Source organism: Pseudoalteromonas sp. 3J6, assembly GCF_903995135.1.
Taxonomy (GTDB): Bacteria; Pseudomonadota; Gammaproteobacteria; order Enterobacterales; family Alteromonadaceae; genus Pseudoalteromonas.
The window spans coordinates 3,306,522-3,330,979 of sequence record NZ_LR877185.1 but is presented as its reverse complement, the minus strand read 5'-3'; the positions used below and the strand labels follow the sequence as shown (position 1 = coordinate 3,330,979).

The window sequence follows — 24,458 nt, the reverse complement described above, 5'->3', positions numbered from 1 at the left end:
GTCATTACCAAGTAACGACATTTAAGCTGACTGTATTACCTTTCTCTTGGTTTGCCTACCGTTAAGTAGTGCGCCCAGCCACGTATTTTTAACTAATAATAAATAACTTATTTGACCTATAAGCAATGTAACCACCACGCTAACTATAAACTTTACTAAAACTGGCCAATTAGTATTAATCAATGGCATCTGAATATAAATCAGCACTGGCACATGTATTAAATAAATCCAATATGATGCATTTGAGATGCTGCGACTGAGCTTACTTTGGTGATTTAAAAAACGATGCCCAAGTAAAAACGTTATGGCGGTTAACAAAATAACACTCAGTCCTTGTGATAAAACATGTAATACATGTAGCTCTCCCGCTGCGGCAAAATACCCCGAAGTTGCGGCGGCAATCACTTCATCTAAGCTTGGCGCGGCTGGTAATAAAGAAAAATAACCAGTCAGCGATATTGCAATACCCAAAATAAGAGGCCATAAGTACTTATGATATGACCAAATGAGCTGCTGTTTTTTATAAAGCCCCACTCCTAACCAATAAAAACTGCCGTAAAAACCATACGACCATAACTGTGGCGTGAGTTTATCAGGAGCAGGAAATGGAATAGATTGCCCCATTAATGAAAACGTTAACACGATGGGAAGTACAACCCACATAAATAAAGGGTGAACGCTAAGCGCATCGAATTTATTGCCTAATAAGTTAGTTGTTTTCAACAACCAGTGAATTAAGCAAAACTGGAATAAGTTCCACAAAAACCATAAGTGCATAGTGCTAACAACAGGCTCTTTAATAACTTTAAACACAGCAAAAATCGGCGGTATTGGATTAGCTATACCGGCTCCAAAACTCAATGCATGGTAGTAAACGGCAAAACTTAAAGGTAAAAATACAATAAAAGGCAGTAGAATATGTTTACTGCGATGATGTAAAAAGCGCGCGTTGCTCGATTTATCTATTAAAAGTGCACTGCAAAACCCCGCAATAATAAAAAATAACGGCATCCGAAATAAGTGCAGCGTATGCGTAATATAATCAAATAGACCATGTGTGCTTGAGTCTGCCGTAAACCAAATATTGCCAAAGAACGGACTGTAGGCTAAAGCGGCATGAAATACGATGCCGAGCAATAGCGCGAGGCTGCGTAAATTATCAATGTAATGTAATCGACTGCCTTTATTCATTAATGTGCCCAACTATTTTTTATTAATAAAGCATAAATGAATGAGGTTTCATGGCACTAGTCACAAAGCTCATAGCCCGAGCTATGACAGATGTCACTGTTTTTACAACGCGAGTTCTGCAATAATTGCTAAAAAAATATGGCCACAGTAATGGAATCAACTATACGACATACAACCGATTGGCATTTCTCAACATTGGCATCGTGGCTTGGAGTGACATCGGCGTGTGCCTATTATGCCAACTCAGAATTAGCGCTATATTTGCAAATCATAGTAAGTGGTTCCATTTTAGCTATTTTGCTGTATGTGTTAAAACAGCCTAACAAATTTGTTCACGGCGTAGCACTTGGCTATTTCCTGCTTATTTTGGCAATGATACAACTGAGTTCAACATCCTTAGTTTTTATCCACCTAGTGATGTTTACCGCGGTTTTTAGTCCTCATTTTTCGCTTCCTAAAATACTGGCTTGCGTTGTGGCCGCCATGCTGGTGTATGGTTTAACGCATTATGCGCGTTGGGAAAATGGCATTCCTTGGATCACGTTTACAATTTGGTTTTTCTTTTGCTTGATGAATTGGTTTGTTAGCCGGCGTATTGTCGAAAGTTTAAATACACATTACCAATCCCGCCAAAACTACAAAGAGTTAAAAGCCACCCAACACATGATGGGGGCGATGCATGCAGCGCAAGAGCGACAAAATATATCACGCGAGCTCCATGACTCACTCGGCCATAAGCTTACCGCGCTCAGCATTAATTTAGATTTTGCTAAAAGAGCAGCAAATGAAGCCACCGTTGAAACCCTCTCTCTTTGCCACCAACTTAGCCAAGAAGTATTGGCTGAGGTGCGCGAAATCGTTTCCACTCAACGCAATGACAAAACGATTCTTAAGCAAGCTCTTGAGGCCATTTGCGAACTGACACCTAATTTACACTGTGATCTCCAACTAAGTAAGGAGACAGAGCAGCTTCCTCAAGACGATACCCTGTGTGTATTGCGGTTTACCCAAGAGATGATCAGCAACACCCTTAAACATACCCAAGCAAACCATTTTACTTTGCATGTAAATGTCACCCACGTTGGCCAACAGCCGCTGTTAATTGCAAAGGCGTATCATAATCAGCCAGAGACCCATTTACCAAAACAAGGGAATGGACTAGCAGGATTAAATGAGCGAATGGCACAATTTGGCGGTGAATTTTCACAACACCTTGAGCAAGAAACACTGATCAATACCATGACACTGCCACTAAATTTAGAAGAAAAAAGCCATGATAAAGTGTCTACTAGTTGAAGATCAGACCTTAGTTCGTTTAGGCCTCGCTAATTTACTTAACCTCGATAGCGCCATTAATATAGAAGCCCAAGCTGAAGATGGCTTACAAGCGCTTGCACTATTAGCTGAGCATAGTTTTGACATTGCTTTACTCGATATGAGAATGCCGAATTTAGATGGGCTCGGCGTGCTGCAAAAAATGCGTGAAAAGGGTGATAAAACCCCTGTGCTGATCATTACCACATTTGAAGATTGTGATGTATTAGTCAAAGCCCTTAATCTAGGTGCTCGTGGGTATGTGCTTAAAAACATTGAGCTTGAAGAACTTATTAGCGCTATCAAGCAGGTCGTTGCAGGTGAGCGAGTATTGCAAAGTGCGGTGACTGATTTTTTACTCAAAAAGCAGTTAAGCCCTCAGCTCTGCTTAACAGGCAAAGAACAAACCGTATTGCAGTGTTTGTCTTTAGGCATGTCGAACAAAGTGATTGCCAAAAAATTAGATAACTCTGAGGGGACTATTCGTAATCATGTGTCACAAATCCTTGCTAAGTTAGAGGTAGAAGACCGCACTCAGGCCGTTATAAAAGCCATTAATCAAAACCTAATTTAACACGCGAACAGCATCAAATTTGCACGGAAACACCCCAAACTAACCAAGGTATACCACCAATAAAAAAGAAAGGAATAGCTAAAAACAATTGTTGGAGCATCCACGTTTTTTAGATGAGTTGATAAAACTTTTTTAAAGATACTGATTTTTTCTATCTTAAATTCAGGTGAAGAATTTAGTTCAAGGTCATAATTTAGTTGCCACCAACCATCCTTTAATATTTTTGAAGTGAATGGGGTCACCCATTAGAAAGTTCCGGTCAAGCAGGCAGCTGTGTTTCCTTGATCTTTTATTCAAAAACTAAGTGTTTTTTATTGTTTAAACTCAATTTAAATATGACTACGCACCTAGTAATAACGTCGATTGGTGTGAATATGTACTATGGCTTAGGTAAAAAACGCGATATGAATTTAGGCAGTTTAATTAAGCATTATTGATGATTAATTAATGCCCTTGGCTTTCGCCTCAGTCATCGTTTAGTACCAATGTTAGTCCAGTTTCTGGCTGTGTTTACAAACTGCGCTTTAACAATTCTGTGGTTTATGCTTGAACATAACCAGCCCTTGGTGGCTCAAACATTGGGCATATCCAGTATTTAAAATATGAGCGGTTAACGTGCAGGCTCAATCAAATCTAGTGGTTTTACCAACCCCATTACTAGCTCAACACATTAACCTAATTTGTTTTTTCGTCGCTAAGAAAAAGCCTTGTGTTCATCAAATGGAACATTATCTTTAAGCCTGTGATAACAGGCTCTTGCGAGCTTATACGCAACCGTTTTAATTGCGATAACTTGGTTCGTTTTAGCCAGTTTTCGTTGATAATATTTTTTGATTGTCGGGTTGTACCGAATGGCAAAATTAGCGGCCTCAGTAAAAGCTCACGCTAAATAACGATTACCATTCTTCTGATTCGTAGCGCCTTTTTTCTTTCCATTACTGTACCTTGCTCCTTTAACACAGCGACAATACGATGAGAAATTCCCTGGGCTATTAAAACGTTTAATAGTGCCTGTCTCTAACATAATGGTCAGTGCTAAGGTATTCCCAATTCCATCAATACTGGTTAGGGTCATAAACTCAGGGGAGAGTGATGTTTGTTTTAAAATAGTGCCTTCTATCACATTAATTTGCTGTTGAGCACAGCGTATTAATGAGAGGTTAGAAATGACTGGCAGTGCTGTACTCATTGAGCAAAGTCTGCATGTACCTGCTCAGTATCAACGCCTTTTCTGATAGCGGCCATTTGTTTTATTTTGTTGCTACTGAGCTTATATCCAAGATGTCGCATGTAGCAACTTTGTACTGATAATAAGTTTTTAGTGGACTTTAAATTCTGTATCCATTAAAGCGTCGACTAACCAGTACCAATTAAATGTTGATTCGACAACAAGCTCTTTTAAGTTGTCTTTATAAGGACTTAGAAAAGGTAAAATGACAGACATGTCATTATTTAAACGCTTAACGGTAAGTGTTTCACCTTGTTCACTAATGATAGCAACAACAAAATTTTTTGAATACAAGTCAATTCCACCATATAGTTTCATACCAAGCTCCTCGAAATACAGTTTATGTTTTGGTCAACACAACTGTATCGAAAAACTCGAGAAGCTTTCTATATGATTATCAAATCTTGATTTTGGACATTAAAGATTTTCAAGGTCTGCTCAAGGCACAGAGCAGTCAACTAAACTGGGCTGTATTATTAAGTGGTTAGCTACATAAAGCCTGTATTTAGTAACTTTATGCCATTATAAGCTTCAATCCTATGCCAACTTACACTTCAAACAACATTGGGTGTATTAAAATTCCATTTATCTATTTTCTAATATTTTATTTTGTTATTCGTACGCTAATTCTGGCTTTTACGCACTTAGCTAATTCTTTGTCTTTATAGACAATAGCTAATGGGTAAGTAATAATTAAAACTCGTGATTATACTTTACGCCGCAGGTGTTCAATAAAGCTATTAAGGGTCAATATGACATCTCAGAGGAATAAATGGGCGCTGGCAATATTACTTGGGCTTATTGGAGGTTGCGTTAATCTTTTACCTCTGTATTTTTTTGATAGCTCTGAATTTTTATTTGGTCAGACGTTTGTAATACTTAGCCTAGTGTTTGCAGGGCTACGTTATTCTCTCCTTAGCTTAGCGATTGTAACTGGTTTTTTATTTTATCGCTGGGGACATAGCTGGAACAGTGTTGTTTATGTGCTTGAGCTGTTTTGGCTTTATGCCTTTTGTTTAAAGCGTTCTAAGCCAATACTTCCCTTAGGCGCTGTATTTTGGTTTTTAGTAGGTTTACCACTGGTGTGGTTTTTGGGTCACTTTGTTATAGGCCTGCCTTGGCTCACACTTGTTGTGGCTGCCTCAAAGTACTTAATAAATGCCATGATTGCATTGGCCCTGGTCGACTTGGTCAGTCTGTTTGTTCCTCATGCCAGTCGAGTCTATCAAGGACAACCTCTTGCACGTATTTTAAGTTATATTGTTAGCGTTATCATTATTTTAGTGGTGTTGATCACCAGTGTTTCTTTGGTTAATCAGCATTATTCGCGTTTAGAATACGAAGTGAATACGCAACTCAAAGAGCAGTCTCAATCAATTAGCACTCAGCTCAATGATTATTTACAGTTTCATAAAAACGCGGTTGTAATGACCAGTAATGCAATTAGCGTTGGTGGGCAAATTCAGCCTCAGTTAGAGCAGTTGATGGCTTTATATCCAGGTTTTTTAACTAGCCTTTATGCCAGTCCAAAGGGCCTTGTTAAAAACAGCATGCCGAGCGAGCTACTAAGTGGACTAACTAAAGAGCAGCGTTATGTTAATGATCGCTCTTATTTTTCTCAAGCTCAGCAGTACCCTTTCGGTTATAGCAGTGGTGTATTTCGAGGAAGGGGATTAGGGAATCAACCGATCGTAGCACTTTCCGCTCCTATTTATAGAGATGATGAATTTTATGGTGTTATTGAGGGCTCGCTCCAACTAGACCGACTAGAGCGATTTATTCCGGACTTATTTGAATATAAAGGGCAGTTAGTAATTTTAGATGCCAACAAAAAAGTAGTATTTAGTTCACTAAATCAGTTTACTGCACTGAGTGACTTTAACCTGCAAGCTTTTAAAGCTCAGCGTCAACCTAACAGCCAACTATTTCGCTCTGCTGATAATGAAATGTATCACACAAGTCAGTTTATTGATGACAAAAATGGTTGGCAGGTTATTTCTTTTTATAATCGAAAGTACATAACCATAGTGGTCGTGGGTACATGGTTGCCAACCATGTTACTAGGCTTAATTTCGATGGTATTGGTTGTGTTGTTTATTTATAAATTTACTCACTTACTTACCAAGCCAATTAGAGAGCTGACTAATTTAATTCAAGACTTTAGCAAAACAAAAAAGCAGGTATTCAATACGGAATCTAGTTGGTATGAAGTACTACAATTGCAGTATCAATTTGACATGTTGGGCAGTGCTTTACAGCATTCAATTCGCAATTTAGAAGCATCTAATATAGAAAATGAAGAACTCAATAAGCAGCTTAGCCAATTTAATCAGCAATTAGAAAATAAAGTCGCAGAGCAAACAACTGAATTAACACAAGCGGTTAAACTCGCCAATGAAGCAAATATTGCTAAGTCACAATTTTTAGCAAACATGAGTCATGAACTTAGAACACCTATGAATGGCATATTAGGTATGGGAGAGGTTTTGCTTAGAGATCAGTCCTTGAGTACCGAACAAAAGGAATTGTTAATCACACAGCAAAAAAGTGCCAAAAACTTGCTTAATATTCTTAACGATATTTTAGATTTTTCTAAAATTGAAGCAAATGCCATGGAGCTAAATATTAGGCCCACGCAGCTAACTCCATTTATCGAAAATATACGCTCTTTATTTTCCTCGATTGTTGCTGCCAAAGAGGTAGAATTTACGGTTATTCACACTAATAATTTGCCACAGTGTATTAGTGTTGATGAATTACGCTTAAATCAGGTGATCATAAATTTACTCTCTAATGCGTATAAATTTACGCAGCAAGGCTTTGTAAATTTATCGTTTGATTATCACGATAATAAGCTTCAAGTTAGCGTTGAAGATAGTGGTATTGGTATTGCGAAGGCACAGCAATCACTGTTATTTAGCGAATTTACTCAAGCTGATGTGGGCGTTGCGCGTAAATATGGGGGAACAGGGCTCGGGTTGGCTATTTCGCAAAAGCTGATAAAAATGATGGACGGTGAAATTCAGTTACATAGCGAAGAGGGTAAAGGTAGTACGTTTACATTTAGCATTAGTGCACCAAAATCAGCAGATACCCCATCAACGTTACCTAAAAAAACAGCTATGCAACCAAACCTGTTGGGTAAGCACATACTGTTAGTTGAAGATAATGCGATTAACCGACATGTTATTTCAAAAATGTTGGAGCCGACTGAAGCGGTGATAGTTATCGCCGAGGATGGTGTTAAGGCTCTTGATGTATTAAAAGAGCAATCGTTTGATTTGATTTTAATGGATTGCCAAATGCCTAATATGGATGGCTATGAATGTACACGCACAATTAGAGTTATGGAAGTTAAAACAGGTTTGCGAGTGCCCATAGTAGCGATTACGGCTAATGCCTATGAAGAAGATAAACAGCGATGCTTAATAGCAGGTATGGATGACTTTATAGCCAAACCAATTAATAGTGATGATTTATACACTGTGATTGCTAACATACTCAGTTGATAATAGTTCAACAGGCAAAAGCTTAGAACGTGCCAGAGAGTATCCGCTTGCCAAATGGTTAAATGTATCTAATTAGTTTTATGAGCAGAAAAATAAGATAATAGAATGGTGGGGTTAGCCTGAGTAAACTAATGGAAAGTCGGCGCTACTCAGGCTATATAATTACATTGACTCTAATTTCATGCCGCGTGTTTCTTTGATGTATTTAACCACAAAAAATACACTAATAAATGCCGAAAGAGTGTAAAAGCCATAAGCACCTGCTAAACCAATACTGCCGAGCATAATCGGGAAGGTCATAGTAATAGCAAAGTTAGCTATCCATTGTGCGCTAGCTGCAACAGCAAGGGCTGCTCCGCGAATACGGTTATTGAACATTTCACCAAGTAGTACCCATACAATAGGGCCCCAGCTTAAGCCAAAAAATACCACAAATAAATTAGCCATTATTAATGCAAAGGTACCCATATTTTCGCTAAGTGCTAACTTGCCCGCTTCATCAAGGCCTGCACTTCCAAAGGTGTAGGTAAGTGCACTTAAACTAATAAACATACCTATGCTACCTACCAATAATAGTGGCTTACGGCCTACTTTATCGACTAAGGCAATAGCTATAAAGGTAGATAAAATATTGGTGGTGCCTGCAAGTACATTAATAAACAGTGATTGTGATTCATCAAAACCAGCGGCTTGCCATAGCTCTGAGCCGTAATAAAATACCACGTTAATACCAACAAATTGTTGGAAAACCGATAAAGCTACACCCACCCAAACAATAGGATGTACTTTTTTACTGCCATCAATAAATAAGTCGCGAATACTTGGTTTTTTATCACTTTGCAGAGACTGCTTCACGTCATTGATTTGCGTATCAGCATCGTCATTTGAGATTTTATTAAATACAGTTTTAGCGTGTTTAAGTTTACCTTGTGCGACTAGGTAACGCGGTGACTCAGGAATAAAAAGTACGCCAATTAAAAATAAGCCTGCAGGAACAAGTTCAGCCCAAAACATCCAGCGCCATGCGGCTAAATCTAACATTAAAATACCTTCGGCACCGCCAGCGGCGTTAGCAATTAGGTAATTACTTAAAAAGGCTGCAAATAAACCAAGTACGATAGCGAGTTGTTGTAATGTCGCTAAACGACCACGTAAACTTGCTGGTGCTACTTCTGCAATATAAGCAGGTGCTAAAACAGAGGCTGCACCTATGCCTAATCCGCCAAATAAGCGGTAAAAAATAAACTCAGCAGAACTATCGGCAACCCCAGAGCCAAAAGCGCTGACTGCAAATATAATGGCAGTGACAATCATAATAGCGCGACGGCCAAATTTGTCAGCTAATGGGCCAGCAGCTAAAGCCCCCAGCGCACAACCTAATAATACAGATGCAACATTAAAACCAGTTGCAACACTGCTTGAGTTAAATGTATTACCTAATGCCGATACGGTGCCGTTTATAACGCCCGAATCGAAACCAAATAAAAAGCCACCAATAGCGGCAACGGCCGATATAAAAATAACATATAAAAGCGAGCACTTAGTCTGTGCGCTATGCTCACCTTTAGTTGCATGCTGTGTCGTCATGTTGTTCAATCCTAATTTTTATTATGTGTAATGTAGTTAAAGTAGCACTAAATTTGCTGGCAACCTTAGCACAGAGTGATCACGCTAAAAAAGATATTTCAATAGTAATACGTATGCATAAAAATTTTATTGGGTTGATAAAAATAACGAGATACTAGATACTGTTTTTATATACAGTGTGGGCGGTTTTATGAAAAAAGAGTTACCAGCGAAATATTATTTGGCACATTTTAGAGAGCTATTAACGTTTGTGAGCGAGAAATGCATGCATTTACTCGAGCAAAAGCATATTTCATTTATTAGTAAAATAAATACGCTCGACGAGCAGAGCCAGTGTATGTTGGCGCGCATTTATTCTCGTAAGCCTTATTTAGTTCAAACCCAATCATTAAACTACGAAGAAATTAGCTCGCCATACCAAGCACTTTTTAAATTAAAAGCGGCAAAGTTAATTGTAGAACCCTCTAATAAAGATCATAGGCAACTACTAAGTCACCTAACAAAACCGGCCTTAATAGAGCTGCTAGAAAAGCAAGAACAACCACCATTATTTAAAAAAAGCGCTGCTAAAAGTAACTTAGTTGAAATAGCTAGTTCATTCTTTGAATCTAAGCCAGAGTGTCTTGCACACTTATATAATCAGTACGTGATAAATAATAGAGAAGAGTATTACGAGTATTTTGAATTTTTATATATCGGCAGGCTCAGTGCAGGCGATATTAATCATCAAAATCGATTTGTACTGCGAGATTTAGGCGTAACACCTGTTAGGCAAGAGCATAGTGAAAGCTTGTCGCGCTTTGATTCAATAGAGGAAGCGCAGTCTAACTATGCATTAAACCGTTTGCGACTAACGCTTAAAAATACAAAAGATGACAATGAAAGAGAGGTACTAGCAAAGAAGCTAATAAATGAAGTAGCGTTGGGGGTTATTGCACAAGAGTTAAAAAACAAGTTACTGGTTATACTTTATAAGCAACTAAAAACAACTAACCCAACACTTGCGTTTGATGTACTTAATGCTTGCGAAGACGATGCACAAGCCCTCGAGATTCAAATAAGGGAGCAATATCGACAAGGCAATAAGCAATGGGTAAAAACGCAGCTTGAGCAAATTATAGAAAACCCGCTTAGTGATGAGTTACTGTATTTTGCAGATGACTTTTTAATGCGTAAATTTAACAAGCAAACCCGTTCGCGGCTCAGTGAAATGTTAGCCAGTACACGCTGCATTATAGAAGTTGATGAACTTTACCGCGGCGATGTTGAGTTAGGTGTAAGCGATCACTACACTCGTCAAGGCAAACAGGTTTTTTATACTGAAAATACTTTGTGGCAAAGCCTATTTGCGCTGGTTTTTTGGCAAGAGCTATTTATTGAAACCCCGACGCCGCTTTGTAATGAATTTGATATTTTCCCACAAGCGTTAAAAACAGACTCCTTTTACTTAAATCAATCCTCACAAATAGAAGCGCGGCTGGCTGCGTGTAATAGTACCCCCAAATTGCTGCGTTTAGTGTGTAACCATGCCGCGAAGTATTATGAGCAACCAAATGGCTTATTTAGGTGGCACCCAGATGTTTTAAAGCCAGTAGAGATGCTTATATTAAATAGCCCAATAACGGCTTTACTTCAGCATTTAAAAAATATGGCAAAGAACTACCGACAGCTAAAAGATGGTTATCCCGATTTAATGATTGTTGATAATAACGCCGTTCATTTTGAAGAGGTTAAAGCGCCTGGCGATAAGCTCAAAAGAAACCAACTAGTGAGTATCGATAATTTAAAAAGCTGTGGCTTTATCGTAAATATTGCAGCGGTAAACTGGTATGTAGATCCTAAGCGGATTTATAGTGTGGTAGATATTGAAACAACAGGGGGCCTAAAAGGGGGGAACCGAATTACCGAAATTGGTGTTGTTAAAATACAGCAAGGCAACATTATTGATACATGGACTACGCTGATAAACCCAGAGCGGCCTATCCCTCGTTTTATTACTAAACTAACCGGTATCAACGACGCCATGGTAAGTGATGCGCCTATATTTAGCGACATTGCTTCGACTTTATTAGATAAGCTTTCGGGTAGTATTTTTGTCGCTCACAATGTTAATTTTGATTATGGCTTTATTAAAAAAGAGCTTGATGGGCTGGGAATCAACTTTAAAATGCCAAAACTATGTACCGTTGTTGAATCACGTAAAGCATTTAAGGGATTAAAGTCGTACTCACTGGGGAATTTATCTGCACACTTTAATTTAGATTTAACTAACCATCACCGTGCATTAGATGATGCTAAAGCGGCCGCGCAGTTATTGTTACTGGTACAACAATCTACAAATAGGGTTTGCGTTTAGGAAGTAAAAAGCGCTAAGTGCGCTTTGTTACTTTATTTTCAAAGTCACTTTTTACGATATCGAGCGCTTTTAATACTTCTTCTGGCTCTACATCGTGTTGCTCTAAAATCATAATTAAATCAACAGCCAGTTTCACGTGTGTAGGAGCTTCTTCTAGTGGGTTACTCATGGAGCGCTTTCTTTTTAGCTATTTGATCAATCGCAAAATTAATGGCAACTTCTACGCGTTGCTGCATATCTAAACGATCTGTTTGAGTTAAATAAAACGCCATATCTACATCGTAACGAATATAGCGGGGTGGTAATTGATTGAGAACGGTGCAGCAAAAGTCAGCCATTACATCGTCGTTGTAACGTTCATTAAGTTTACGTTTTTCTATTTCTTCTAAAACGAGTTTTTCGTAAAAATTGTGTATGTCGTCATCTAATCGCATATTCCTGTCACTCTTTTTTATTGTCTGTAATGAGTCTATACCAAGGATTGTTATAAATCGAGAGTCGCTTTAAATAGTTGCTTATGGACACTAACTAAATTGTTGATGTTACGTTGATAACCGCCACCTAAAGCGCACGTCAGTGGTATGTTTCGCTGCTTACAAAAGTTAAGAACAGCAAAGTCGCGTTTATACACACCAGCTAAGGAAACATCAAATAAGCCGAGTTCGTCTTTGGTATAAATATCGGCGCCCGCATTATATAAAATAATATCGGGCTGGTGGAGACGAACACATAACTCAAGAGCTTGCTCTAGTGTTGTTAAATACTCTGCATCTGTGGTGTTTGCAGGTAAGCCAAAGTCATAGTTTGAGAGCTGTTTTTGCCGAGGAAAGTTTTGTTCACAGTGAATTGAGCAACTAATTATCTGCTCGTGCTGTTGGGTTATTTGCGCGGTACCGTCACCTTGGTGTACGTCACAATCAAATATTAATACAGTGTCGGCTTGCTCTGTTGAAATAAGATGCGCTGCCGCAATGGCTAAATCATTAAAAATACAAAAGCCACTGCCGTAATTGCTGTAAGCATGGTGATAGCCGCCACTTAAATTAACCGCTAAACCACTTTCAAGTGCTGTTTCAGCGGCTTGAATACTGGCACCAACAGAGTAAAGAGTTCGCTCAACAAGTTTATAAGAGTGAGGAAATCCCATTTTTTTAACCGCTTTGTCAGTTAGCGACCCATTTAAAAAGTCAGCAATATAATCTGAGCTATGGCATAAGCTTAACTGCGCTTTAGTTGCTGGCGAAGGCGATATAAACCGCGTATAGCCTAAATGTTCAACTTCATGCTTGAGCTGTTGATATTTTTTAATTGGAAATCGATGGCGCTCAGGGAGCGTTAAAGCAGAGTAGAGAGGGTGATAAAAAAGCTGCATTAGCGTAGCTGTTGTTTTTCTACTTGTTGAATTTTGTCTTCGGTGGCAGAAATCGCTTTTCTACAACGGCCGAGTCGTGCATGAGTAGTTAAAATTTCTTGGTTAAGCTTTTGTGCTTGCGCAGGCGATGCTTTTTCCATTTGCAATTTACGCTCTTCAATCATCAGTACTAGGCGACGTTCAAATTCATGGTTTTGTTTAAGTTCATCATATAATTCGTGGGATGATTGCATGATTTTTTGCACCGCTTGTTTATAAACAGGCTGTTTAGCACGAGGCTTATAATGACTTTTATTTTCTTTCACCCAAATAGGGGTCGATTTAATAACATTAAATACCGCTTGTACCTGACTGGCAATACGCTCAAGTGCATAGGTGTAAGCATGGCGGTGTTCGCTAGGTGGTAGGCTAGCTATTTCATCTTCTATTTCTACTACGTAGTCGGCTAAGTTCATACTTTTGGTGCTAAACACGGCTCTGTCAAATAGGCTCGGCTGTGCCTGCATATACCGGTTTTTAGAAAAGAGCTTTGCTTTGTCAAATCGCTCTGCTTGTTGCTTAAGCGTGGCAACTTGTTGGCGTAGTTTGTCTAAAGCAGCAGATTGCATATTAAAAGTATGCCTCGTAAATTAGTTTTAATGCTAAAAGTATAACCATAGCATTAAATACTGGACGAATAAATTTACTGCCAAAACGAATCGCTGAATGTGCGCCAAACCATGCACCAAGCATGATAAAGAAGCCCATTGTAATTCCCAGTAAAAAGTTAACATGGCCAAGTGCAACAAAGGTGATCAACGAGATAAAGTTAGAAACAAAATTCATTGAACGCGCCAAACCACAATTAAGTAGCAAACTCATTTTATAAAGCATACCGTTTGAGGCAGTCCAAAAAGTTCCCGTTCCAGGCCCAGCTAAGCCATCAAAAAAACCTAGGCTTAACCCTTGTAGCCACTGTTTAATTTTTATTGCGCGGGTTAATTCAGGTAGGTCGTCGCTTTGTGTGGTACTTAAATTACCAAATAAGCTGTAGCAAGCCACTAAAATAATAATAATGGGTAAGAGCTTATTTAAAAACTCAATGCTTAAATGATCAACAATGAGTGTGCCTAACAAAGCACCTATGGCGGTGGCGATTATAGAAGCAAACCAAAATCGTGGGTTAAATAATTGTTTTTTATAATAGGTAATACTGGCAGTTAACGAGCCAAAACTGGCGGCCAATTTATTAGTGCCGAGCGTTAAATGAGGAGGTAATCCCGCCGTTAACAGTGCCGGTACAGTGAGTAAACCACCACCGCCAGCAATAGCATCAATAAAGCCTGCTAAAAGTGCAACGCCACATAAAATAGCCCAAGTTGTTGGGTCGAGTGCAAGTTCAAACATCAGTAATCTATTTGTCTTTTAAAAGGTGGTAAGGTGTCGAGCATGGCTTTGCCATATCGTTTGGTGATTAAGCGTCTATCTAAAATAGTTATTGTGCCAATATCACTTTCTTTGCGCAGCAGTCTACCACAGCTTTGTACCAATTTCTTTGCTGCGTCTGGCACGGTTATAGATAAAAACGGATTACCGCCTTTACTTTGCACAAACTCCGCTTGTGCTTCTTCTATTGGCGATGTGGGCACCGCAAATGGAATTTTTGTAATAATTAGGTTTTCTAAATATTTACCAGGTAAATCAAGTCCTTCAGAAAGGCTTTGGGTGCCAAATAAAATACTGCCTTTGCCTTCATCAATATTTTTAGTATGTAATTTGAGTAAAGCTTCTCGTGACATTTCACCTTGTACTAATAGGTTAAATCCCTTTGTTCTAAGAAACTTACTTACATGGTCCATTTGCCAGTAAGAGGCAAACAACACTAAGTTGGCTTTTTTAGTGTTTAGATATTCGGGTAATGTTTTAGCAATATGATCGCTAAATTCTTTATCTGTTGGCTCTATGCTTGACGTCGGAATACGCAGAGTGGCTTGTTTTGGGTAGTCAAACGGGGAGGGGACTTTTATAAACTTTACCCCTTCTTCTTTAGCAAGACCGCTTTCATAAGCAAAGTGATCAAATGAGCCTAGTGCGCTCAAGGTAGCTGAACATAGCACGGCTCCAGCACATTCGCTCCACAGCTTATCTTTTAAATAGTAACCGACCTCAATGGGGCAGTCGCTAAGCAAGTGATCATGATGGCTTTTATATTCAAGTCGTTTTATCCAACGCGCATGCGGCGTGCCTTCGCCTTTAGTAGCGTAACTAAACCATAATTTATTAAGTTGTTCTAAGCGATTTATGTATTGCCCACTTTCAGCCAGAATGGGGTCGGCAACATAAGGTTTAATATCACCGTCGCTTACATCTTGTGTGAGGGTGTCGTGCATTTTATTCAAACACCGTAATGCATCAAGCGTGGCTTCGCTAATGTCTTTTGCCTTAGCGTGTAGCGATTTAGGAATTTCACCATGTTCAAAGCGATAGGTATCGTCTTTTGAATATTCAAAATCGGCGTTGTCGAGAATATCGCGGACTACTTTTAAATCTTTGTTTGCATCGTTAACGCTATCGCATAATTTAAAGTTTTGCCCAATACCTTTTTGCCCCACTAATACTTTGGCCATTTTGCCACTAAATTTAGTGAGTTTGTCGAGCCAATCTATCGTGCCTTTTATTGTAGCTGCAGCAGATGAAAAATCGCGGGTAATATGCGCAAGGTGATGCGCTTCATCGATTACATAAATGGTATTGTCGGGTTCGGGTAAAATTTTTCCGCCCCCTAAATCTAAATCGGCTAATAGTAACGAATGGTTTATAACTAAAACATCCATTTGCATTAACTGCTGGCGGGCGAGTTGAAAAGGACATGTTTGGTGTGCTTTCATCTGGCGTTGGCAAGCATGCTTATCGCAAGCAATTAGTCCCCATACCCTATCAGGAATGGTATCAGCCCAGCTGTCTCTATCTCCTTGCCATTTTTTGTTTACATAGGCATCGTAAAGTTGCTTTAAGCACTTAGTTTCCATATCACTTAGTGGTGATGTAAGGGTAGGCATAAACTCCATTTGAGTTTGGCTATCGCTGTTCAGCGCATTATGAAGTTTGTGAGCGCAAATATAACGTTGGCGGCCTTTTACTAAATCAAATTTAAAATCGAGCCCTGAGTGCTTTTTAAAAAACGGCAGTTCTTTAGCGATTAATTGCTCTTGCAAAGCAACAGTAGCCGTAGAAATAACCAGTTTCTTTTTTTGTGCTAATGCCAATGGTAGAGCGCCTAGACAGTAAGCTAATGACTTACCGGTGCCGGTGCCTGCTTCAATAACACAAATACGTTGTTTTTTATGGTATTCACCGGCTAATGTTTTGGCGATTTCAGCAACTAAATAGTTTTGACTACTGCGAGGGCGGTAATCGGTTAGGTTATTTGCAACATGCTGGTGTACTTGTCTAATTGTTTTTTTAAGTGAGCTCGATAGCATGTGATGATTAACCTAAAATATGTATATAATTACAGTGTATATATTAAGTGGGATCGAACATTGACACAAGCAATCTATCAGGGCTTTATTTTATCAAGGCAACAATACGGGGCTAAAAATGCACAAGGTATTACTTTGTGTTACTGGCTAAGCTCTGATCAGGGCCCGATAAAAGTGACGATTGAAAACCAGCAAGCGGTATTCTTCATCCCATTAGCACAGCAGCAGGCAGCGAATACCTTGTTGACTAAGGCGAGTGTTAACGTCCAGTTTAATAATGTTGAGCTTTGTCACTTTAGTGGTAGCGAGTGTGTTGCCTGTTACTTTAACGATATAAAAAGCCTATACACTGCAAGAGCTCTTTTAGAGCAAGTAATGCCAATTTACGAAGCCGATGTGCGCCACAGTGATCGCTTTTTAATGGAGCGCTTTATTAAAGGAGGTGTATGGGTAACCGGTAACGCCAAAGCTCAAAACGGCTTTATTGAAATTAGTGATGCAAAGCTAAAAGCAAACACCGAGTATACGCCAACGCTTAAGTCTGTTTCTTTGGATATAGAATGCAATGGCGACGGGGTGTTATTTAGTGTTGCACTGGTGGGAAATGGTTTAGATTGTGTATTGATGATAGGTGAGCAGCAGCTGCAGAGCGACTCGACATTTGAAATAGACTGGTGCTATGACGAAATTAACCTACTCACCAAGCTGCAGCAGTACATTATAAATAATGACCCCGATGTTATTGTTGGTTGGAATGTTATTGATTTTGATTTTAGTTTATTGCAAGAACGCGCTGAGGCGTTAGGGCTTACTCTAAACTTTGGCCGAGATAATCAACCTTTATATATTAATAAGGGTCATTACACCCGATTAACGCTCCCAGGGCGGTGCGTCATTGATGGCATTGATACCTTGAAGAATGCCACTTATAGATTTGACAGCTTTTCGTTAGCTAATGTTGCAGAGCGGGTGCTTAACGAATCTAAATTAATAAAAACTGACAACCGATTAACAGAAATTGTTCGTCAATTTAATGAAGACAAGCTAGCTCTTGCTGCCTACAACCGTCAAGACTGTATTTTGGTAAATCAAATTTTCGAAAAATTAAAGTTATTTGAATTTGCCATAGTTAGAACTCAAATCACTGGGCTCGAACTTGAGCGCATGGGTGGGTCGGTTGCCGCATTTACAAACTTATACTTACCGTTATTACACCGCAGTGGTTATGTTGCTCCCAATTTAGGCGATCATGGGCTCTCATTTGAGAGCCCAGGTGGCTATGTGATGGAGTCGACTCCAGGGCTGTATAAAAACGTTTTGGTATTGGATTTCAAAAGCTTATACCCTTCAATTATGCGTACGTTTTGTATTGACCCGCTAGGCTTAATCGTAGGGCTAAATGAACCAGAGCAAGCAGTTGAAGGATTTAATCAGGCATTATTTTCAAGAACGCAGCACCACCTGCCTAAATTAATTGAGCACCTGACACAAACTCGCCAAGAAGCCAAAGACACTAATCAACCCATGCTCTCGCAAGCGATTAAAATTATTATGAATAGTTTATATGGTGTACTGGGCTCTAAAGGCTGTCGGTTTTACGACCCGCGCTTATCGAGTTCTATCACTTTACGTGGCCATGAAATAATGCAAACAACCCGTAAATGGATAGAAGTGCAAGGCTTTGAGGTAATATATGGTGATACCGACTCTACGTTTGTAAAACTTAGTGAAGATAAAAGCTCTGAGCAATGTAACGAAATTGGCTGCCAACTTGTTCGACATATCAACGAAAAGTGGCAAGTAGAATTAAAGCAGCGTTATGACTTAAAAAGCTATTTGGAAATTGAATTTGAAACTCATTACAGTCCGTTTTTTATGCCAACTATACGAGGTAAAAAAACAGGTTCTAAAAAACGTTATGTGGGGCAAGTAACTAAAAATAATGAAAAAAAGTTAGTCTTTAAAGGTATGGAAACCGTTCGCAGTGATTGGACTGAGTTTGCGCAGGAGTTTCAAACACAGTTGTTTGAAACACTTTTCTCTAGTCACTTCGAAATACAGCAACTGCACGATATTATAAATAGCTACACTCAAAAACTTTATAATGGTGAGTTTGACCGTAAATTAGTATATAGAAAGCGTTTAGGGCAGCACCTTAACGATTATATTAAAAATATCCCACCTCACGTTCAAGCAGTTAAAAAACACAAAGCGAGCCATCCTGAGTTTGAAATAAAACGCGGGCAAGTAATCGAATATGTTTACGCAATAACTGGCGCCGAACTTTATACTGGTAAAAATATCCTTAATTACCCCCTATACATTCAAAGACAGCTTGAACCCGTAGCGCAAATGATATTAAGCGCTTTAAACACATCAACTGAATCTACTCAAGCTACATTATTTTAACTTAGCTATGAGAAAAATAGGTGCTTTGTAGGTTTTTTCGATTATAAGTTCCTATTTCGCATAAAAATTGTAAATTTTAAAGTTAACATTTGTGATCATGATTACAGAATTGTTTTAAATCACTACAAAATAAAAATCTAACATAAATTAATAATTGCCATTTAAATCAATTATTTATCTTTTTGTTTTTAGGTTGTTTCTAAATCAAATCCAAAAAAAAGCTTAAAAAGCGAACCAAATAAACTTAAAAATGATAACGAGACGTCACTTAAAGTGTTTTTAAGGTTAATTTAATGTTGACCGTGTTGTGGTCAAAGTATTATCATCTAGGGCATGATCACAATTTAATTAACAAAAGTGGTCAAAAATAAAAAAACAAATAGTATTCTAGGGAGAATCAAATGTTAAATAACAAAGTTTCAAAAGCAGTTCGTTTAGCGATCGCTTTTGGTGCAGCTTCTACTGCTGCTTTCTCAGCAAGCACAATTGCTGCAGAAGAAGGCGCTGAAAAAGTTGAACGTATTCAGGTTACAGGTTCACGTATCAAGCGTACTGATATAGAAACTACGGTTCCAATTACTACAATTGGTCGTTCAGATATAGTAGCAATGGGTGCTATCAATGTTTCTGATATCTTAAATCAGTCTCCAGTAACAATTGCTGGTGCAGACCAATCTAATTCATCATTTAGCACTTCTGGTGTTGGTCTAAATACAACATCGCTTCGTAACCTTGGTGAGTCAAGAACACTTGTATTAGTTAATGGTCGTCGATTTGTATCTGGCCGTTCGCCTTCTAGTGGTTACGCAGTAGATTTAAACTCTATTCCAGCATCTATGATTGAGCGCATTGATATCCTTAAAAGCGCATCTTCAGCGGTTTATGGTACTGATGCTGTTGCTGGTGTAGTTAATATTATTACCCGTAACAATGTTGAAGGTGTTGAAGTTAATGCACAAACTGGTATTTCATCTGAGGGTGACCGCGAAAAGTATTCATTAAGCTTAACCGCTGGTAACAGCTGGAGCACAGGTAATGTAACAGCATCTTTTGGTTACGATGATGATAAAGGCCTAAAGCCTGCAGACCGTGCTTTTTCAGAGTTTGACGAAGCGATATTACTTGATGAAAATGGTAATGAGTACGTAGACAAAGTATTCTCATCTTACCCTCCTCAAGGACGTATTGGTAGTTTTAATGGTGATGGTACACCTTATCAAGGACTTGCAGGTGGTGAAGCCTTTAACCGTGCAGCTTTTCGCCAGCTTGTAACACCATTAGAAAGAAAATATGCAGCTCTAAATATCAAGCAAGATATTAATGATGAGGTTCAATTTTTTGCTGAAATGAACTGGAACTCTTCAAAAACTTATGGTTCAACAATTGAACCAACTCCATTCGCTACTAATGATGTGTTTATTCCAGAACGAGGTGGTGTAGGCGGGATCAAGCTAAGTAACCCAATGATTCCTGATTTGTTACGTCAAAACTTAATGGCTGCTAACCCTGATTTAACTATGGATGATAATATCCCTAATCTGGTTCGCCGTATGGTTGAGTTTGGTCCTCGTTCTACAGATTTAGAGCGTGATACAATCCGTATCGCAACTGGCTTTGACTGGTTTATAAATGATGACTGGTCTTTGAATACTTATGTTTCTTGGGGTAAAACAGACCAACGTCAAGACAGCGGTGGTCAAGTTAATATCGAGAGAGCAGCCAAAGCATTTGACGTTGTAGAGAATGCAGATGGCACACTACAATGTGCTGACGACCTTGCTATTTTACAGGGCTGTGTACCGCTTAATTTGTTCGGCGCTGGTACAGTATCTCAAGAAGCAGTTGATTATATTAAAGTGCCTGCAAAAATCGCTGGTCAAACTGAACAATTTATTGTTTCAGCATCACTTGTTGGTCAATTACCAATCGAGCTTCCTGGTGGTTTCGTAGGAGTTGCATTTGGTGCAGAGCACCGTTTTGAAAGTGGTTTCTTTAACCCTGGTGATTTAGCTCAAACGGGTGCTTCTAGTACTAATAAGTCGTTACCAACAGATGGTAGTTACTACTCAAATGATTACTACGCTGAAACAATTCTACCAATACTTGACAACCTTGAAGTTGACTTAGCTGCTCGCTATTCAGACCATGAAATTGTTGGCGGTCAGACAACATGGAATGCTGGTATTCAGTACTCTCCATTAGATACGCTTAAATTCCGTGCTTCTGCTGCAACAGCAATCCGCACACCTAATATTGCAGATTTATTCGGTGGTCGAAGTGAGACTTTTGCTGGTGTAACAGATCCGTGTAGCGGCGTTACTGCTTCTGACACAGGTAATGCAGCTCAAAACTGTTTGTCAATTCCTGAAGTTGCCGCGCGTGTAGCAGCTGATGGAAAATTTGAGCTTACACAGATCGAAGCTCAAAGCGCTGGTGGTTTTATTGGCGGTAACGAGAATGTTAAAGAAGAAACTGCTGACACATACAGTGTAGGTGTTGTTTGGCAGATGACAGAAGAGCTTTCTTTAACTGTTGATTATTATGATATTTCAGTAGAAGATGCAATATCAAGTACTAGTCGTACTACTGTACTTAATCGTTGTTTTGATGTTAGTTCAGCTAACTTTGACCCATCTTGTGGTGGTAACGCATTACGTGATGCGAACGGTGCATTAGTAGAAGTTAATTCAGGTACTGGTAACGAAAATAACATCGAAACTTCAGGCGTAGATATTGAATTAGCATACAAATTAGATACAGAGTATGGTGCTTTTGGAGCTAACTTAATTTGGAATCACTTAAGCAAATACGATACTACAGGTATTGAAAGTGGCGAAACAGTTGAATACGCTGGTGAGGTACTTACACCAGATAACAGAGCTAACCTAAACCTAACTTATGGCATGGAAGATTTAAATGTTTCTTGGCGTATGCGCTACTGGGATCGCTCAGTAGATAGTGTTGAAGGTGCTAACTTTAACTACACTGATTTTACACCGTTAGAGAAGTATAATAACTTCCCATCTGTTGTTTATCATGATGTATCAGCAGGTTATAACTTTACTGATAACACAAGTGTTACATTAACTGTTCGTAACTTATTCGATAAGCAACCACCAGTTGCGAACCAAAGTTCATCAAATGGCGGCACTGGTATTAATACAGTATCAGAAGCTTATGATGTAACAGGTCGTTATTTACAGTTGAACTTTACTACTAAGTTCTAATTTAAGTACAACATATTAAAAAGCCACGGTATACCGTGGCTTTTTTTTTAGTTTTTCCCAAATTTTTTGCTAATATCCATTTTTTTGATCATCCTAGACTTATGACCTACACCCTCAGACCCTACCAGAGCGAAGCGGTTGAACGTACCGTTTTACATTTTAGAAAAACTAACGAACCTGCTGTTATTGTATTGCCTACGGGGGCGGGTAAAAGTTTAGTGATAGCTGAGCTTGCGCGTATTGCTAAACAAAAAATATTGGTATTGGCGCACGTAAAAGAATTAGTGGAGCAAAATGCTCAAAAATATAAAAGCTTTGGCTTGCAAGCGAGTATATTTTCCGCAGGACTCAAAGAGAAGTCGTTAACTCACCAAGTTACCTTTGCCAGTGTGCAGTCGTTATCGCGCAATCTAAATAAACTTAATGAGCACTACTCATTACTTATTATTGATGAGTGTCACAGAGTAAATGGCGAAAAGAAAAGCCAATACGGAAAAGTTATTAATGCACTTAAATCTCACAACTCTGAATTAAAAGTATTAGGTTTAACCGCGACGCCTTACCGACTAGGGCTAGGCTGGATTTATCAGCATCATTACCATGGCTTTGTGCGTGGTAATAAGGAAAGCCCATTCAAACGCTGTATTTTTGAATTACCTTTGCGTTATATGATCAAGCATAACTACTTAACTCCCCCTAAAGAGGTTGATGCTGCAATTAGCCATTATGATTTTTCATCTTTAACTAGCAATGCATTTGGGCAGTATAGTAATGAGGATATGAATGCGCTGTTAAAAAAATCGACCCGTGCAACTCAAACAATTCTGCAGCAGGTTATTCAATATAGTGAGAACCACCATGGCGTGATGATATTTGCTGCTACGGTTATGCATGCACAAGAGATAATGACTTATTTACCCGAGGATGAAAGTGCGCTGATCACCGGAGATACTCCCAATAGCGAACGCGATAAAATAATTAAACAATTCAAAGCTAAAAAAGTAAAGTATTTAGTGAATATATCGGTTCTTACTACCGGCTTTGATGCACCCCATGTAGATTTTATTGCTATTTTACGGCCCACAGAGTCAGTAAGTTTATACCAGCAAATTGTCGGTAGAGGTTTAAGGTTGGCTGAGGGTAAAGATGATTGTTTAGTAATTGACTATGCGGGCAATGGCTTTGATTTATTTTACCCAGAGGTTGGTGATAAAAAAGGCGATAGCGATAATGAACCCGTGCAAGTGCTGTGTCCTGGGTGTGGCTTTGCCAATATATTTTGGGGTAAAACAGAGGCTGATGGCAAAGTAATCGAGCACTTTGGTAGGCGTTGCCAAGGCTTATTAGAAGACGATAATGGGGTAAGCGAGCAATGCGATTATCGTTTTCGTTTTAAAGAGTGTGAGCAGTGCGGCGCACAAAATGATATTGCTGCTCGAAAATGCCATGACTGTGGTGCTGTGATGGCCGATCCTGATGATAAGCTTCGTAATGCGTTAAACCTTAAAGATGCATTAGTACTTCGTTGTAGTGGCTTGAGTGTGACTAAACTTAAAGAGCAATTGTTAAAAGTTACTTATTTTGATGAAGACGGAGCCAGTTGTGATGAAGTTTTTGATTTAGCAAACAAAGGATCACAGTATTACTTTAATAAGCAATTTGGTAAGCGTGTAGGGCAGGGACAGTCACCAATTGAATTTATCAGTGCAGAGCAAGTTATAAAAGCCCAGTTTGATTTAATACCACCGGATTTTGTGATTGCTCGAAAAAGTAAAAAGTATGGCTGGAAAGTAGCAGATAAACTTTTTGATTATAAAGGCGGCTTTAGAAAAGCAAACCAGCTAAGCCGATAGGCTAAGCTGGATATCTCATTCATCATGAAATTAGGGTTATACTTCTTCTGCGTCTAATCCCCAACCATCGCCATAACCATTTAAGCTATTAGCGATACTTTCAATATATTGTTCTGCTTGGCCTAAAAGTGCATGCTCTGGAACCATTTGTACATGGGCTATTACCTCCCAAACACCGGTATCTTTACATTTCTCAACATCAGCAGTTTGCACTAATGCATCGTTTACAATCTCAGTTGCAAATTTTTCGGCATCAGCCTGTTGTTCAAATAAAATGTAAAAATCAATTTGTTGCATTTTACTTAAATCTACACCGGCGGCGGAAATTTCAGCAAGAAGCTGGCCATTATCATCATCAGGAAATTGCATTTAAAACT

18 protein-coding genes are annotated in these 24,458 nt (G+C 38.9%); 7 read left to right on the top strand and 11 right to left on the bottom strand.

What is annotated here, in order from left to right:
• Positions 1 to 21: 21 nt before the first annotated feature.
• On the bottom strand, positions 22 to 1,191 hold the full coding sequence (locus P3J6_RS15195) for an acyltransferase family protein (RefSeq protein WP_198523463.1): 1,170 nt from the start codon (positions 1,189 to 1,191) through the stop codon (positions 22 to 24).
• 150 nt (positions 1,192 to 1,341) lie between these two features.
• Here P3J6_RS15195 and P3J6_RS15190 point away from each other — a divergent pair, with 150 nt between their 5' ends.
• Together P3J6_RS15190 and P3J6_RS15185 are read left to right on the top strand one after the other, a co-directional pair.
• Positions 1,342 to 2,487, top strand: a complete 1,146-nt coding sequence (locus tag P3J6_RS15190) for a sensor histidine kinase (protein WP_198523462.1) — start codon at positions 1,342 to 1,344, stop codon at positions 2,485 to 2,487.
• Positions 2,465 to 3,079: a response regulator gene (locus tag P3J6_RS15185; RefSeq protein WP_138605015.1), complete on the top strand. Its 615-nt coding sequence runs from the start codon at positions 2,465 to 2,467 to the stop codon at positions 3,077 to 3,079. Before P3J6_RS15190 ends, P3J6_RS15185 begins: the two co-directional genes overlap by 23 nt.
• Before the next feature lie 880 nt (positions 3,080 to 3,959).
• On the opposite strand, the gene P3J6_RS18880 is transcribed toward P3J6_RS15185, so the two are convergent.
• Positions 3,960 to 4,268, bottom strand: coding sequence for an IS110 family transposase (locus P3J6_RS18880; RefSeq protein ID WP_232735513.1), 309 nt, complete (start codon positions 4,266 to 4,268; stop codon positions 3,960 to 3,962).
• A gap of 129 nt (positions 4,269 to 4,397) precedes the next feature.
• The gene (locus P3J6_RS18875) at positions 4,398 to 4,625 is read right to left on the bottom strand and encodes a hypothetical protein (protein ID WP_232735512.1); all 228 of its coding nucleotides are present in this window, start codon (positions 4,623 to 4,625) and stop codon (positions 4,398 to 4,400) included.
• A gap of 434 nt (positions 4,626 to 5,059) precedes the next feature.
• Here P3J6_RS18875 and P3J6_RS15175 point away from each other — a divergent pair, with 434 nt between their 5' ends.
• The gene (locus P3J6_RS15175; RefSeq protein ID WP_198523461.1) at positions 5,060 to 7,816 is read left to right on the top strand and encodes a response regulator; all 2,757 of its coding nucleotides are present in this window, start codon (positions 5,060 to 5,062) and stop codon (positions 7,814 to 7,816) included.
• Between the two features lie 162 nt (positions 7,817 to 7,978).
• On the opposite strand, the gene P3J6_RS15170 is transcribed toward P3J6_RS15175, so the two are convergent.
• Complete coding sequence (locus P3J6_RS15170; protein WP_178956325.1) at positions 7,979 to 9,403, bottom strand: sugar porter family MFS transporter; 1,425 nt, start codon at positions 9,401 to 9,403, stop codon at positions 7,979 to 7,981.
• 190 nt (positions 9,404 to 9,593) lie between these two features.
• Between P3J6_RS15170 and P3J6_RS15165 the strand changes: the two genes are divergently transcribed.
• Complete coding sequence (locus P3J6_RS15165; RefSeq protein ID WP_198523460.1) at positions 9,594 to 11,759, top strand: exonuclease domain-containing protein; 2,166 nt, start codon at positions 9,594 to 9,596, stop codon at positions 11,757 to 11,759.
• Between the two features lie 13 nt (positions 11,760 to 11,772).
• Here P3J6_RS15165 and P3J6_RS15160 read toward each other — a convergent pair whose 3' ends face one another.
• Genes P3J6_RS15160 through dinG form a run of 6 tightly spaced genes read right to left on the bottom strand, consistent with a single transcriptional unit; the run spans position 11,773 to position 16,592 of the window.
• Positions 11,773 to 11,928: a YbaM family protein gene (locus tag P3J6_RS15160; RefSeq protein WP_138605011.1), complete on the bottom strand. Its 156-nt coding sequence runs from the start codon at positions 11,926 to 11,928 to the stop codon at positions 11,773 to 11,775.
• Positions 11,921 to 12,193, bottom strand: a complete 273-nt coding sequence (locus P3J6_RS15155; protein ID WP_138605010.1) for a late competence development ComFB family protein — start codon at positions 12,191 to 12,193, stop codon at positions 11,921 to 11,923. Before P3J6_RS15155 ends, P3J6_RS15160 begins: the two co-directional genes overlap by 8 nt.
• 50 nt (positions 12,194 to 12,243) lie before the next feature.
• Positions 12,244 to 13,131, bottom strand: coding sequence for a histone deacetylase family protein (locus P3J6_RS15150; protein WP_198523459.1), 888 nt, complete (start codon positions 13,129 to 13,131; stop codon positions 12,244 to 12,246).
• On the bottom strand, positions 13,131 to 13,739 hold the full coding sequence (locus P3J6_RS15145) for a primosomal replication protein (RefSeq protein ID WP_198523458.1): 609 nt from the start codon (positions 13,737 to 13,739) through the stop codon (positions 13,131 to 13,133). Before P3J6_RS15145 ends, P3J6_RS15150 begins: the two co-directional genes overlap by 1 nt.
• Before the next feature lies 1 nt (position 13,740).
• Entirely contained in the window at positions 13,741 to 14,517 is a 777-nt protein-coding gene (locus P3J6_RS15140; protein ID WP_198523457.1) for a TSUP family transporter, read from the bottom strand.
• Positions 14,517 to 16,592 (bottom strand): ATP-dependent DNA helicase DinG, encoded by a 2,076-nt coding sequence (dinG, locus tag P3J6_RS15135; RefSeq protein ID WP_054202434.1) that lies wholly within the window; start codon positions 16,590 to 16,592, stop codon positions 14,517 to 14,519. The genes P3J6_RS15140 and dinG overlap by 1 nt, the downstream gene beginning before the upstream one ends.
• 60 nt (positions 16,593 to 16,652) lie before the next feature.
• On the opposite strand from dinG, the gene P3J6_RS15130 reads away from it, so the two are divergent.
• The 3 genes from P3J6_RS15130 (at position 16,653) to P3J6_RS15120 (ending at position 24,081) form a co-directional block, all read left to right on the top strand.
• Positions 16,653 to 19,001 (top strand): DNA polymerase II, encoded by a 2,349-nt coding sequence (locus tag P3J6_RS15130; RefSeq protein WP_198523456.1) that lies wholly within the window; start codon positions 16,653 to 16,655, stop codon positions 18,999 to 19,001.
• Between the two features lie 401 nt (positions 19,002 to 19,402).
• On the top strand, positions 19,403 to 22,228 hold the full coding sequence (locus P3J6_RS15125; RefSeq protein WP_178956321.1) for a TonB-dependent receptor domain-containing protein: 2,826 nt from the start codon (positions 19,403 to 19,405) through the stop codon (positions 22,226 to 22,228).
• Between the two features lie 101 nt (positions 22,229 to 22,329).
• Positions 22,330 to 24,081 carry a DEAD/DEAH box helicase gene (locus P3J6_RS15120; protein WP_198523455.1) on the top strand — a complete coding sequence of 584 codons (1,752 nt, stop codon included), beginning with the start codon at positions 22,330 to 22,332 and terminating at the stop codon, positions 24,079 to 24,081.
• 36 nt (positions 24,082 to 24,117) lie between these two features.
• On the opposite strand, the gene P3J6_RS15115 is transcribed toward P3J6_RS15120, so the two are convergent.
• Positions 24,118 to 24,450 (bottom strand): ribonuclease E inhibitor RraB, encoded by a 333-nt coding sequence (locus P3J6_RS15115; RefSeq protein WP_010388233.1) that lies wholly within the window; start codon positions 24,448 to 24,450, stop codon positions 24,118 to 24,120.
• Between the last annotated feature and the right edge of the window lie 8 nt (positions 24,451 to 24,458).